This is a genomic window from Acetobacter sp. (assembly GCF_022483985.1).
Classification (GTDB): domain Bacteria; phylum Pseudomonadota; class Alphaproteobacteria; order Acetobacterales; family Acetobacteraceae; genus Acetobacter.
The window spans coordinates 1,380,613-1,395,315 of record NZ_JAKVME010000001.1 but is presented as its reverse complement, the minus strand read 5'-3'; the positions used below and the strand labels follow the sequence as shown (position 1 = coordinate 1,395,315).

The window sequence follows — 14,703 nt, the reverse complement described above, 5'->3', positions numbered from 1 at the left end:
AAAAAATCCGGTCATGGGTAGCCGCAGGTCCGGTAGATGAGGTCCGCCAGCCGGGACGGTAGAGTCTGGTCACGGGTAGCAACCCGCTCTCCTGCCTGACCGAGTGCCGCTGCTCTCGTCGGATCGTCAAGCAGGGTTTTGACTGTGCTTGCCAGATCCTGAGCGGAGTGGACCACGATCACGGCCTCCTCAAGAGTGGCGAAGGTCTCCTCGAAATTGGCGATCGCCGGGCCTGTCATGATCGCGCATCCCAGCCGGGCCGGTTCAAGCGGATTATGTCCGCCGCCTGTTATCGCACTGTCAGGAGCAATCAGGCTGTTTCCCATGAAAACGATATGGGACAGGCGGAACAGGGTGCCGAGTTCCCCAAGTGTATCGACAATCCACACGGGATCTGCCGTATCCGGCCACTGACCTTGCGCGCGACGGGGAGGCTGGCCGGCGGATGGGAAAGCGGCCTTTACTTCTTCGGCAATGGCAACGCCCCGTTCGGGGTGACGGGGGGCGATGATTGTCAGCAGATCGGGGTGAGTAACTCTCAGAATTTTCGCAGTTTCAAGAATCTGCGTTTCTTCACCGGGATGAGTCGAAGCCGCGACCCATACGGGGCGTCTGCCTATAGCCCTGCGAGCGGTGTCCAGCACGGCGACATCCGCGACAAGAGGCGGGGCCGCTGTTTTCAGATCACCGTCACAGAACACGCTCGTTGCTCCCATCATCCGGAAACGGGCGGCGTCTTCCGGCGAACGGGCTGCAATCCATGACAGCGCGCCCATCATGTTTTCCGCCATGCGGGGCAGTTTGCGCCATCCCGTGAGTGCTGTGCGGGACAGCCGACCGTTCAGCAGCATGATCGGCAGTTCCGTCGCGTTACAGGCCGCGATCATGTTCGGCCACAACTCACTCTCGGTCAGGACCAGTCCGTCCGGTCTCCAGTGGCGGAGAAAGCGCTTGACCCACCGTGGCACATCGAGCGGAACGAAACTGTGCAGAACCCGTCCTGTCCGCATGGCGTCAGGCAGTTCCCGCGCCAGCGTTGCGGCGGCGGTGACGGTGCCGGTCGTGACAAGAAGTGTTGGTGCCGAGGGTTTTTCCAGAATGGCCCGGATTACCGGAATGATGGAGAGGGTTTCACCGACACTGGCCGCGTGCACCCAGAGAAGCGGTCCATCGGGACGGCGCATCGCGGCGAAGCCGAGACGTTCTCTGGTGCGGTCACGGATTTCCTTGCCGCGCCGTACCCGTATCCGAAGCATGGCAATCAGGCCGGGAGCGAGCAGGGAAGTCAGCAGCGACCAGAGTATGGGAGGACTGATAGATGATGGTTTTCGCGGTGTGGTCGGCGTACCAACAGTCCCATTCACGACAGCCTGCTCCGGCATGGAGGCGAGCGTGTCGAGGTAGGCTTCGGCCTGCATTCCGGCCTCATCCTGAACAGTGGTCAAGCGAAGAGTGAGTGTCTGGCTGGCTGTGTCACGATTTCCCGGTTCCACGGAAACAGGTGTGCCGCAGACGATGCGCCCGCGACCAAATGGCAGCGGGATGATCATCCGGTCCCATGAAGGCGCATGCAGACAGGTGCACTGCACGCCAACCGGCAGGATGGGGATGCCGGTTTTTTCAGCAAGCGCGAGAATACCCGGCTGCACGATACGGCGTGGTCCTTTCGGGCCATCCGGCATGACGGCGACAGTATGCCCCATCACCAAAGCCTGACGGATCTGACGGAGAGCCGCGGCTCCGCCCTTGTTCTTGCCCTTCTTGTCGGACGAGCCGTGGATTGGCGGAATTCGCCATGGCGTGACAATCCGGGCGATCAGTCGTCCGTCATTGTTACGGCTGATCAGGACATGCAGTCGCATGGAAGGATTGCGCGGCTCCGTCCACCACCACAGCGCGGGGGAAAGGGCGAGCGCCTCATGCCAGAAAGCGACGAGCAGCCCTGGTTGCGTCCCGTCACCGCGCTCCTGTAGCAAAAGCGCTCTGGCTTCCGGAGTGGCCTCAAAGCGCCAGCGGGTCGTGCGCAGGGCGAAGCCGAGCCAGCCACGAATGGTTGCCTCAAGGAAACGCTGGCCCAGACTGGCGGAAACCGTGCTGGAGGAGGGTGCGGAACCGGCCTGCATGCTGCGGGGGTAGCATGGAGAGGGGGAGGCGGGAAAGGCGGGCATAAGACAAGGGAGATAGGCTGGACGGCGCGACAGATACCGTTCCGTCGGCATCGTTCCTGAAAACGTCTCTGCGCCGTTACGGCTTCCATCGAACTTCTGATGCTATGGTTGCTTCAGCAGAATTGAATGGTTCCGTTCCGTCGCGACCCGTTATGACAAGCTTCAACCCATTGTCCTGCTGCTGTATAATTCGCTTCAATCGTCATTCTACTGAACTGGTGGCGCGCTGTGGGCCAAGTCCACTGGTTCCGTGATCTGATGCAGATAAGAATCGCGGGGGAAGAGCCAGATCATGCCAAATCCGAAAAGAGCGGCGATCACGGGGAGCCCGATGAATCCCATGGTGATCCATGACGACAGGCTGGCGTCGGTCAGCCGATGATCGGTCGTGTAATGTCCCCAGACCAGAAACTCGGCCAGCATGAACCCGGCAAGGCCCTGCGATACTTTTGTCACCAAAGAATTCAATGAATAGGCCAGACCGGCGGCCCGGATTCCCGTGGTCGAAACGCCGTAATCAATGGCGGAAGCCAAAGTCGTGTAATAGAGCGGGTCCGCAATTCCAAAGGCGAATGTCCCGACTGCGAATGCGATCATGAAGGCCGGTATGCTGGCACTGCTAATGGCAGCCACGGAGAACGCCACAACCTGAATGGCAAGCATGAGGAGGAATGTGCCGCGCTGGGTAAAGCGTGCGCTGAAGGCGGGAGTGAAGATCGCGCCCGCGAAACTCATGAACATCGCAACCGTCAGGATCACGCCTCCGAACTGGGCATCACGTCCCAGAACAATTCGGGCAAAATACAATGCGAAAGCGCTGTAGGATGAGAAACTGATGAATTTCAGAAACACCATGATATTGCAGATATGCCAGAGGCGGTTTCGTGCGAGCGACTTGAGCAGCGTCATGATCGTGTGGGTTTCAGCCGGTAGCTGCTGACGCAGCCGGCAGACCCGTGCCGTGAATATCCACAGCAGCGCTCCGCTGATCGACAACCCCGCCATGTAGAAACTGAAACCCATACGTCGGCCCGGCAGGGAATCAGACGTCGCCAGCATTCCAACCAGCGGCAATGTCAGCGCGGAAATCGCGAATTGACCGATATTGCATCCCATCATCCGAAATGAATTGAGACGGACACGGTTCTGTATCGTGACTGCGATCATGTTGCCCGCCGCGCCGTAGGGCGTATTGACGGCGGAATAAACCAGTCCAAACGCAATGTAAGTCACGTACGCCCACGCCAGTTGCGCGGTGTGGCCGCCGGGTGCGGGGACGAAACACAGGAATGAGAAAATACCGAAAGGAATAGCGAATATCTTCATCATGCTGAGCACGAAACGCCCTCGCGTGATGTCGATGAAATATCCGACGAGAGGGTCCGCGAGCGCATCGAACACACGCGCGACAAGAAGCAGTATCGACAGTTCAGCGGGCAGCAGACCCACCAGATCCGTGTAGTAATACATGAGATAGGAGGAACTCATGCCCCACATGAGATTCGATGAGAGATCGCCGCTTCCATAGGCTATGTTTTCCAGCCAGCCGATCCGTTCGGGCGCAGCCTCCTGACGCCGCGCGCCAATTTCCGCACTTCTCATCCCGTTGCTCCCAAAGCGTTTCGGAGAAGATCGTTCGCCGTCCTTACAGATGGCCAGCCTTCAATTCAGTGGCAAGATACTCACAGGCGCGGACAGTCAGCGCCATGACGGTCAGGGTCGTTCCCAGACTCCCGCCGGTGGGGAAACTGCTCGCATCGGTCACAAAGAGATTTGGCACGTCCCACGACTGATTATATTGATTGAGGACCGAATTGCGGGGATCACCACCCATCCTCGCTCCGCCGCTCTCATGAATGGCGGCTCCCATCACCAGCGTCCGGGGGAACATCCAGCGAATGACCGCGCGGGAAATCCGCCCCGCTTCGGGGAACAGGCCACGCCCGCGTTCCTTGACCTGTAGCATCGAAGCTTCGACATCGACCTGCCCGCCAGCGGCCTCGATCATATCGGCACACTCGGTGGCCTGCGCGGTCAGCATCGCACGCTCATTCTGGTGCAGCGCACACTGAATTCGGGGGATCGGCACTCCCCATCGATCTTGGCGTCTGGGATCGAGGCTGACGAAATTGTCGAAATAGGGCAGCATTTCGCCGAAACCCATCACCGATATATCGACGCGACCAGCGTGCCTTCCGCGACGCCCGATTGATCCCTGAAATGTGTATCCACGCGCAAACGCGTTTGACACGTCGTTGTCCCGGTTCCTGTAGCGGGGGATGTAGAAGCCTCCGGTGATGCCGTAGAACGGGTGGTGGGGCAGAGCCTGTGCCGAGACAGGTTGCGTCGCTGCCGGAACACTCCCTGAAACGATACTGACGCACTGATCCATGAAATAATGGCCAACCAGACCGGAACTGTTGCCCACGCCGCGCGGAAAGTATTGGGACGTCGAGTTCAGGAGCAACCGGATGGATTCAATTACCGATGCGCAAAGGACGACCGACTTCGCCTTGACGACATGCCGCTGCTTTGTCTGCCGATCGGCATATTCGACACCGGTCGTCTTGTTTGTCTGTGGATCGACCAGAATCTGTGTCACGACCGCATCGGGACGAAGCTTCAGGCGACCGGTGGCCAGCGCTGCGCGCAAAGCGACCGGTAGCGGGTTGGCTTCCGCCGGGACATATCGCCATGATGTGACATGACGGTTCTTCCACCGTGCGCTGACTTTTTCTCCGAAGGCGACTTCCTCCGCCGTCAACATGGCGGGCTGATCGTAACAGCCGTCAGGCGCGGAGGCGAGTTTGTCGACATTTCCATGCAGTTTCAGGAAGCGTTCCACCTTGCCGTAGTAAGGCTCGATATCGGCATATGAAATAGGCCAGTCGACGCCCTGACCATCGCGTTCGTGCCCTTTGAAATCCGCGTCGGTCCACCGGAACAATACGCGTCCGAACACATGGAGACGCCCGCCGACCTGCCGTCCGCGAAGCCATAGATACGGTGCTTTTCTTGAAGCTTTGTAGGGATGGACCCAATCCTTGACGAAGAATCCTTTGAGTTTTTCATTGAAAAAAGCGACGCGGGCCTGAAGTGGTTGTCCGGCCAGAGTTGCGCGGATACGGGGCCACAACTGGTTGTCATTTGCCTTCGCTGCCTGAGTTTCAGCCGCGTCGAAGTCTTTCTGGTCGACGGCCCGACCTGCTTCCAGAAGCATGACCGTCAGGCCCTGTTCGGTCAACGTCTTGGCCGCGAAACTGCCGGCGGCACCGGAGCCAACCACCACGGCGTCGTAGATTTTATCGTTCATCGGGTAATCTGCTTTTTTTGTCTGAAACTGCGAAATGTTCTGTCATGCTCATCATGCAATTGCGTCGCTCAAGGAGCGTCCTGCAGGACATGAGCTGCAAAACGACATCCATCTGTGATGGTCGGCACAGGTGCGGGCGACGCATCCAGTTCCAGAATGATCGGTCTTGGATGGGGTAACTGAGCGGTGGCGACGGCAAGCGCCTGAAAATCGATTTTCCCCTGGCCAAGTTCACTAAAATAGTCACGATGACGTTCGTGGATTTTCTTGTCGATCGGCGTGTCCCGCGGCATTGGAGCCGTTGCGTCTTTCCAGTGCGAAAGTCTTACCCTTTCCCGATATCGGCTCACTATGGTCGCCGGATCGCCCCCTTCCAGAAAAATATGTGCAGAGTCCGGGCAGAAATACACATAACGGGGATCGGTCAGTAGCAGGAAGAGATCGATATCCCTCGGCGCACAGAACATCGTATGCGCCTCGGTATGCAGTGCGAAGTCGATCCCTTCCGCCGCCGTAGCCATTCCAATCCGGTTAAGAAAATCCGCGATCGGCAGCGCAGTCGCCATATCGACGAAACCAGATGGCGTCACACCGTAGGTGCGGCGCATAGGCAGGCTCGCCACGATGGCGCCGCCGCTCAGTTGCGCCAGAAAATTCGCTGCCTCGCCAATTTCCCGGATCAAATCGGTTGGTAGATCCTGCCCGCCATAGGGGTCGACACGTTCAAGATCTACGCAATACGAAGAAATGATGGTCAATCCGTACGTTTCCAATTCCTTTCGGATGTTGGTGATCGATCTGAAAGCCTGAAGCAACGAGCGCCAGTCAAACGGAGCGAATGTGAGTTCGACCTCACGCGCCCCACCAGCTTGAATGGCCGCAAAAATCCGTCTCCAGAACGCCGACGGATCTGCCGTTGCGACGTTGATGATTTCGGCCGCACATTCTACGCCCCAGTAAACGGGGTTGTAGAATGTGATCAGATCGACTCCAAACTGCATAATTCAGCCTTATTTCTTGAACCCAACATATGTGAGATCGTAGGGAGCACGCTTTGACCGTCTCCCCAGAGAATGGAACACCAGCTTCCGTTCAGAACGTCGCATCAATATTAAAACCGTATGTCCGAGGCGGCATGTATCCATACCGGTAGTAGCCGCCGAACGTATTCTCGTCAGCCGTTACAAATACGGTTGAATTTTCAAGGTTTCTTACATAGAAACCAACTTTCCATTTTGCATATCGATCGGCACCAGCGAATTGCGGAATATAATCAACATTGACATTGGTCATGCTGTAATACCCCTGCTTTTCGTTGTTGTAGTTATAGAACATCAGATAACTGGGAGATGTCATCTTCGACTGGACATGGAATGCGAGGCGTCCGGTTGGTATCGCGAACCTCCGGTCAAGCGACAAACCAAGCGTATAATCAGGAGCTTGCGGAAGTGCGTTTCCAGCGTACTGGACGTTGACCCCGTTCGTCTCCGCCTGGAAATTCGTGAAACGGGCATGAAGCCACTGACCAAACAGCCCGATTGTTCCGATATAAGGCAGAGCTGCGTTGACGTTGAGTTCCGCGCCATAGACCTTGCTGCTGCCAGCATTGATGATGCGTTCCGCTGCTCCATAGGTTGTGCTCACAAGCTGCGTAACCTGCTGGCCGGTATATGTCTCGTAAAAGCCGTCCATATCGACGTGCAGTCGATTGTGCCAGAGCACGCTCTTTAGCCCGCCTTCATAGGCAAGGACCGTTTCTGGACCGTAGGCGTTGATCTCGGTAAATCCGCCAGGCTTGTAACCTGTATCAGCCTTGAAATAGAGAAGTTCAGTCGGCTTGAACTGCCATTCCGCACCGGCATGCCACGTTGCCTTGGTCCATGAGGCGTTCGCATTCTGCTGAGTCGAACTGAACGTGAAAGGGGGCGCAAGCTCGTTGGCGCTCTGGATCGCGCCGACGCGATCCTTGGTGTCCCAATTGTAGCGTACGCCGCCGGAGATCGAGAGGCCGTCTATGAGCTTGACCTTAACATTGCCATACCCGGACAGGGACCGGGATGTTACGTCATACTGATAACCATTCAGTCGTGTATTGTTGGAATAGCTTGTCGGTGTGCCGTCGTAACTGAACAGGCTGTTATCTTCTTCAAAATAATAGGCGCCAGCCTGCCATGTCACACGCCCGCCATTATGTGACGCAAAACGGATTTCCTGATTTTGTGTTCTGGGACTCTCGTTGGCGTTCCAGGTATCGATAGATGCGAAAGGGGGGGAATTGGACGGGCCGCCGTAGTTTCTCGCCTGCTTCATTCGCATGGCGTCGTATCCGCCGATATAACTGATATCGAAGGGATTGAGATGATAGGTCCAGGTCCACCGCAGGGTGCGCTCAAGCATGTCGAGTCCCGATGGGGAGGGATTGTCAAACTTGTGCGAATTTATCTTGGGTTTTTCATGACTGACAGAACCGTCGGCATTGTAGGAAAACGGAATGAGTTCGATACCCTGCCCATAGCCGCCCTGATGCGTCATCTGGAATTCCAGAAGCCCATCCAGATGCTCGGTCGGCTGAAACGCCAGTTCGATACGCCCTGATTTCGCATCCTCGTCGTCGCCACGTCCGTTGGGTGGTGTGACCCGGTATCCTTCGTGCGAACGGGATGTAAAGGCGACACGAGCCTGAACCTTGTCGGTAATGGGAACGTTGACCATCCCGTCGAAAATCAGCGTGTCGTAATTTCCATATGTGAGAGCAACCTCACTTTCGAATTTCTTTTTTGGTTTTGCCGTGACGATATTGATCGCGCCGCCGACCGCATTGCGTCCGTTAAGCGTGCCTTGGGGGCCTCGCAGAACTTCTATTCTCTCCATATCGAACAGAGTGGAATTCAGCGCGTAGGTTCTGTTGAGATAAAAGCCATCTATATTAACGGAAACCGCCGGATCTCCGACTTCGGACGTATCGCGGCTGGAAATGCCTCTCACGGTAATTATGCTCTGATTTCCAGACGCAGCCAGACTGACATCTGGAGCGATTGCAGATAGCGATGCAAGGTCATGGACGTTTTGCGATTTGATCTGCTCTCGTCCATAGACGCTCATTGCGATCGGCGTTTTTGAAGTCGTTCCGACCCGATGTTCAGCGGTCACGTTGACCGTCTCCAACTGCCCCTGAACACCTAATTCCGCCGCAGAAGAAGGCCGTTTTCCACCGGCCACCTTGCGTGGAGCCGGGGATGTGGGCTGATGCCGCTTGCTTGAATTCGCGGCGTGAAGACGGCCGGGCTTTGCGGCCTGAACCGTTTCGGCCGATGCGGACAGAACAGAAATTGGACTCACTGAACAGCACAGCAGGACAAGGAACGTCGCTGTGCCGACAGAACACCTCTTATACGTCATCGTAGATTACCCCGCAGCAGGAAAACTCAAGAGTTCCCATATCAGCCATTTCGTTCCGGAATCGTTATGGCACCCGGTTGTCATATCATTCGGATGGTGAGGTCACAACGAGGCTTGAGTGCTGATAAATTTCGAAATGAAATCAAAATGATTGGTCAGAGACGGAATCGAAACGAAATATCTTTCTTTATGAATGACCTACCTATATCGTTATGTCAGTTTTGCATGTGGAACGTTTTTTCTGAAGCATGTTGTGTGAGACATGCGGTGGATGGAGGTAGTAAAATTATGGCACGCGGTTGCCAATATTGGGACAAATGAATTGGATCGGTGGTAAGAGGTTCATAAATCAGGAAACCGGTGATCAATTTCGCGGTCGGCGCGTCAGTTCAGGCCATCAGGGACCGAGACGGGAGGCAATGTGAACAGCACAAAAGGAAATTCGGGCGATGCAGGCGCTCCGCGTGTCAGGCTTGCTGATGTGGCGCGGTCGGTCGGGCTGAATCGTTCGACGGTCAGCCGTGCGCTGTCCAATCCCGATCGGGTGAATCCGGAGACCCGCAAGCTCGTTCAGGAAGCTGCGCGTCGAATGGGATACACTTTCAACCATTCCGCCCGAAGTCTCAGCAACGGACGCACGGAGACGATTCTGGTCGCGGTGCCCTCCCGGGGTCAGCAATCCATCTCTCCCGTCGTCATCGACGTTCTTCGCGGTGTCTTTGATGAGGCGAACCGGCAGAGTTACGGCGTCCTGATCCGGGAGGCCAATCCAGGTGACGTGTCATCCCGTGCTTATTGCGCTCTTCCCGGCGGGATTGCCGATGGCATTCTGAGCATTTCCGGCACGGCGCAGCATATGCGCCATACCGGACTGACTGTCGAAAGCGCTGGCCTTCCCATTGTCAGTCTTCTGACAAATCACGTCTCACGACAGATACCCAGTATTGTCGCGGCCGAGGAGCAGGGGCTTTACGAGTTGACCAGCTACCTGATTGATGCCGGTCACAGAAAGCTCGCCTATGTGTCCTGCGCGCCAGACAGTGAACATGATGTTCCGAGATATCGTGGGTTCTGTCGCCGGCTTGCCGAGAGCGGATTGGAGGACGACCATGTGGCCTTCATGGGAGGGCGTCTTGATTTTCCGGGTGGCGTTGTGGCTGCGGAGAGCTTTCTTGCCCTTTCCGAACGTCCCACCGCTGTCGCCTGTGTCAGTGACGAGGTCGCCATGGGTTTCATCCGCAGGGTGAAGGACGCCGGGCTACAGGTGCCTGACGACGTGGCTGTGGCCGGATATGATGATCTGGCGGGGGCTGCCTATAATTGCCCCAGCCTCACGACAGTCTCGCAGCCGACCTATGAGATCGGCGTGGCGGGCGCCCGTCTGCTGATCGACATCTGCACGGGGCTGACGAGCGCGAGCCCTCAGCTCGTGATCATGCCGACCACACTTGTCCGTCGTGAATCAGCATGACCCACTGTTCACATCTGACCATGAATGCCGTGAGTTTGTTCACCAGACCGTGCCACGCGGTCGCCGGTTATCCTCAATATCGCGACCTGCCGGAATACGGCATGGAAGACCGTATTCCCGACAGAGGAGACCGTTTCTTTCGTCACGGCCCGTCGCTTTGGCAAGCCGAATGCGATGGGCCTGATCGTGGGCCGGTCGCGTTCCGGGACGGGACGACGCCGACACCGGAGCGATCGTATTCGCGTCGGGCCTCCGCAGCCGACGGGGATGATAGGGCGGACGAACCAAATTGCCCCGTGCGAAGGCAGCGAGCGGTGAGAGAAAAGGTCTTTTTATTATAATTCATTTTCTAAACGTCAGATATTCCGATCGGATGACTGTCGTCCTGTCAGAGACCCTTCCTTGAAAGAGCGGATACGGAGAGACACGATGCACTTCACGTTGAAGCAACTCCGCTATTTCGTAGCGGCAGCCGAAGTCGGATCGATTACGGTGGCGTCCAGACGGGTTCATATTTCCCAACCGGCGATTTCGGCCGCGATCGTTCAACTGGAAACCATGCTCAATGTGCCCCTGTTCATCCGTCATCATGCTTCAGGTCTCTCGCTGACGCCGGAAGGGCAAAGCTTTCTGCGTGAAGCCCGTAGTCTTCTGACTCACGCTCATGATCTGGAACTGTCGGCCACGGGCTTGTCCGGCCAGATCGTGGGGTCGGTCGAAGTCGGCTGTATGACGACGCTGTATCCCTTCGTCGTTCCGGCTCTTCGGAGGCGTTTCAAGGAGAAGTACCCGCAGGCCGATCTGAAGTTCGTTGCGGGCCACCATGCGGAACTGGTGGAGAAACTGCGCGGTGGCGATATCGTCGCCATACTGTGCTACGACATGGAACTGCCACGCGACGTCGCGTTCGAGCCTCTGTCTTCTCTCCCTCCCTATATCTTCGTTGCGGAAAGACACCCACTGGCTCACAGGGACGCCATCCACCTGAACGAGATCATCAAGGAACCGTTCCTGCTTCTCGATCTTCCATCCTCTCGTGATTATTTCATGTCCGTATTCGGAGAAAACGGATGCCGACCCACCCGGATCGCTCCTTTTCCCAGCATGGATATCATTCGCAGTCTCGTCGCGCATGGGGAGGGATATAGTCTGGCGAACGCCCGCCCCCGAAACAAGGCATCCTATGATGGCTCCCTCCTTTCCTACGTGGCGATCAAGGACCCGGTTCCGGCCCTGACATACGGCACCGCACAGATTCTCAATGCACGGGCAAGTCCCAGAACGAGCGCCTTCATCCAGTTCTGTCGGCATCTGCTGAAAGACCAGCCGCTTCCGGGCAGCGAATGATCTCCCTTGCACATCCAGCGTCGTCGTTCTGACGAGAGCCGCCGGAAAGCCACCGCACGCGTCCAGTAATTCGCGCAGGATGTATTCGTCAGTCTTGTGGACATGATCCATCGACCCTGAACCACATATGATGGCTGGCAAGCTGCGTCGTTTGTTGAATATTCAGTAAAAGTTAAAAAATATATCGTTCTGAATTGCAGTTTTTGTAAGAGGTTCTGAATTGAAAAGCAGCCCGTCTTCCTTGCGCGACATATCGGAATGGAGGTTGGTGACGGCAATCCCGATGCAGGCCGGTGAACCTCAGTCCATGAAAGTAATGCGCTTCCAAAATAGGTAGTTTGAGTCATGGGTGTCCTCAAATGCCCTGACCCGCATCCGGCAGGTCAGTCTTCGGTGATGACAGCGTCTGTAAAAAAGCCATCGATCAGAAAAAGAGTTTTTTTCGAATCATCGGAACAGAAAAAAAGTTGCAATACCCCCTCGCCGAAGGGGTGGTAGATCTCCTCCATAAGGCTGATGATGTCGTTTCCGAATCAATCTACGGATGTATTCATGTCCAATACGGTGACCGAAGCCGGAGCCGTTCATAAGGCCCCACCGGAACACAGGGCGGCTTTTGCGATCTGTTCGTTGTATGGTTCGGCGAAAACATGATGCTGGCCGTCGCGTCCGCGCGCAGCAAGATCAGGCTGCGTCAGGGCCACCGATCATTCATCGTCACGACGTGAGAGGGCATGAGATCGCCATGACGGAAAACAGACAATTACGCCTCGGAATGGTGGGAGGCGGACCCGGTTCGTTCATCGGACCTGTTCATCGCATGGGAGCCTTGCTGGATGGACGGTTTACGCTGGCCGCTGGCGCTTTCAGCCGCACACCGGAAAAATGTAGGGAGCAGGGCGTGAGGTGGGGCGTTGACCCTGAACGGAGCTATGTCTCGTGGGAGGACATGATCACCGGAGAACGCATGCGCCCTGACGGGATCGATGCGCTTGCCATCGTCACCCCCAATTACATGCATTATCCGGTCGCTCATGCTGCCCTGCGGGCTGGTCTTCCGGTCATCTGTGACAAGCCGGTCACCACCACACTGGAGGAAGCGGAGCAACTGCGGGCGCTCGTCCGGGAAAGCGGCGTTCCCTTCGCCATCACCTACACCTACGCCGGATATGCGATGATCCGCGAGGCCCGGGCCAGGATTGCCGCTGGTGCGCTTGGAGCGATACGGAAAATCGTCGTGGAATACTGGCAGGGCTGGCTTGCGACCTCCGTCGAGACGGAAAATCTTCAGGCGCAATGGCGCACCGATCCGAATCAGGCCGGTGCCGGCGGCTGCATTGGCGATATAGGCACCCATGCGTTCCATCTGGCTGAATATGTGACCGGATTGCGCGTCAAAGCACTCTGCGCAGATCTGCCGCGTGTCGTTCCGGGACGCACTCTTGATGACGATTGCTCCGTCCTCCTGCGGTTTCAGGATGACCAGCCCGGCCTGCTTGCCGCGTCGCAGGTCGCGACCGGAGAGCGGAATGGCTTGAGGCTACGTGTTTATGGAGAAACCGGGGGGCTGGAGTGGTGTCATGAGCATCCAGACAGGCTTCGTCTGCTGTGGCCCGATGCACGGGAGGAAATCCTCTATCAGGGGGGTATCGGCCTGAGCGACGCGGCACGACGTGGAACGCGCCTTCCTGCCGGTCATCCTGAAGGCTTCATCGAAGCTTTTGCGACCTTGTATCAGGATTTTGCCGACGTGATCAGTGCGGGTACATGCCCTGACACCAACGGTTTTCTGCCCTGTATAGAGGATGGCGTGCGTTCGATGCATTTTATCGAGGCCGCCATAAAGTCTCATGCAACACGCAGTTGGCACATATTGGAGGATTGCCTGCCATGAACGCGATCAAGGGGCCGGGAATTTTCCTCGCCCAGTTTCTCGGCCCTGATGCTCCCTTCAACTCGCTTGAGGGGGGGGCGCAATGGGCGGCCCAACTTGGTTATGTCGGCGTCCAGATTCCATGCGATCCTCGGCTGATCGATCTGAAACGTGCAGCCGAAAGTCAGGATTATTGCGACGAAATCAAAGGAAGTCTCGCTCGATACGGAATTGAGATCACCGAACTTTCGACGCATCTTCAGGGGCAGCTCATCGCCGTACACCCTGCCTATGACGCGCTCTTCGATGCTTTCGCTCCGGAGGCTGTCCGCGGACGGCCTCATGAACGGACGGTCTGGGCGACCGAGCAGCTTCATCTTGCCGCCCGGGCCAGCCGTCGTCTGGGACTTGCCGCGCACGCAACCTTCTCCGGATCGTTTGCATGGCCCTATCTTTATCCTTGGCCGCAGCGCCCCGCCGGTCTGATTGAGGAAGCCTTTTCAGAGCTGGGGCGACGCTGGAAACCGATCCTCGATACGTTCGACGCGGAAGGCGTCGATCTTGCCTATGAGGTTCATCCCAATGAGGATATTCATGATGGCGTCACCTTCGAACGGTTTCTCGAAACCGTAGAAACGCATCCACGGGCCACGATCCTCTACGATCCATCCCATCTTCTTCTACAGCAAATCGACTATCTGGCTTTCCTCGACATCTATCACGACCGTATCAGATGTTTTCACGTCAAGGACGCCGAATTCCGGTCGAATGGCCGCAGTGGCGTGTATGGTGGCTATCAGCCCTGGCGGGACAGGGCCGGACGGTTTCGGTCTCCTGGGGACGGCCAAATCGATTTCAGGGCGATCTTCTCTTCTCTGGCTACCCATGATTACAAAGGCTGGGCCGTTCTGGAATGGGAATGCGCTCTGAAGGATGGACAGGCCGGAGCGAAAGAGGGGGCGGCCTTCATTCTCGAGCATATCATTCCGCCCGCGACCAATGCGTTCGACGATTTCGCCGCCGCTTCAATCGATGCTTCAACGCTCCGGTCCCTTCTGGGCATTTGAAATACATCGATCTGAACTGGTCAGATGCCCCTTTTGCTGCCGCACATGTAGCGAAAGGGGCTGAA

Annotated in this window: 9 protein-coding genes; 4 read left to right on the top strand and 5 right to left on the bottom strand. The window is 56.8% G+C overall.

Annotated elements, in window-relative coordinates; translation table 11 throughout:
• Positions 1-11 precede the first annotated feature (11 nt).
• The 5 genes from LKE90_RS06140 to LKE90_RS06120 all read right to left on the bottom strand — a co-directional run bounded on the left by LKE90_RS06140 (position 12) and on the right by LKE90_RS06120 (position 8,820).
• A complete protein-coding gene (locus LKE90_RS06140; RefSeq protein ID WP_291492480.1) occupies positions 12-2,219 on the bottom strand; it encodes a glycosyltransferase N-terminal domain-containing protein in 2,208 nt (735 codons plus the stop codon).
• A 156-nt stretch (positions 2,220-2,375) separates the two neighbouring features.
• Positions 2,376-3,770, bottom strand: a complete 1,395-nt coding sequence (locus tag LKE90_RS06135; RefSeq protein ID WP_291492478.1) for an MFS transporter — start codon at positions 3,768-3,770, stop codon at positions 2,376-2,378.
• A gap of 43 nt (positions 3,771-3,813) precedes the next feature.
• Positions 3,814-5,481, bottom strand: a complete 1,668-nt coding sequence (locus tag LKE90_RS06130) for a GMC oxidoreductase (RefSeq protein ID WP_291492476.1) — start codon at positions 5,479-5,481, stop codon at positions 3,814-3,816.
• A 68-nt stretch (positions 5,482-5,549) separates the two neighbouring features.
• Positions 5,550-6,482, bottom strand: coding sequence for a sugar phosphate isomerase/epimerase family protein (locus LKE90_RS06125; protein ID WP_291492475.1), 933 nt, complete (start codon positions 6,480-6,482; stop codon positions 5,550-5,552).
• A 91-nt stretch (positions 6,483-6,573) separates the two neighbouring features.
• Positions 6,574-8,820, bottom strand: a complete 2,247-nt coding sequence (locus LKE90_RS06120) for a TonB-dependent receptor (protein ID WP_291492474.1) — start codon at positions 8,818-8,820, stop codon at positions 6,574-6,576.
• A gap of 481 nt (positions 8,821-9,301) precedes the next feature.
• Between LKE90_RS06120 and LKE90_RS06115 the strand changes: the two genes are divergently transcribed.
• From LKE90_RS06115 to LKE90_RS06100, 4 genes are all read left to right on the top strand, one after another.
• Positions 9,302-10,351 (top strand): LacI family DNA-binding transcriptional regulator, encoded by a 1,050-nt coding sequence (locus tag LKE90_RS06115; RefSeq protein ID WP_291492473.1) that lies wholly within the window; start codon positions 9,302-9,304, stop codon positions 10,349-10,351.
• 429 nt (positions 10,352-10,780) lie between these two features.
• On the top strand, positions 10,781-11,698 hold the full coding sequence (locus LKE90_RS06110; RefSeq protein ID WP_291492472.1) for a LysR family transcriptional regulator: 918 nt from the start codon (positions 10,781-10,783) through the stop codon (positions 11,696-11,698).
• A 745-nt stretch (positions 11,699-12,443) separates the two neighbouring features.
• Positions 12,444-13,592, top strand: coding sequence for a Gfo/Idh/MocA family protein (locus LKE90_RS06105; RefSeq protein ID WP_291492471.1), 1,149 nt, complete (start codon positions 12,444-12,446; stop codon positions 13,590-13,592).
• Positions 13,589-14,638, top strand: coding sequence for a sugar phosphate isomerase/epimerase family protein (locus LKE90_RS06100; protein WP_291492469.1), 1,050 nt, complete (start codon positions 13,589-13,591; stop codon positions 14,636-14,638). The genes LKE90_RS06105 and LKE90_RS06100 overlap by 4 nt, the downstream gene beginning before the upstream one ends.
• Positions 14,639-14,703: the final 65 nt, after the last annotated feature.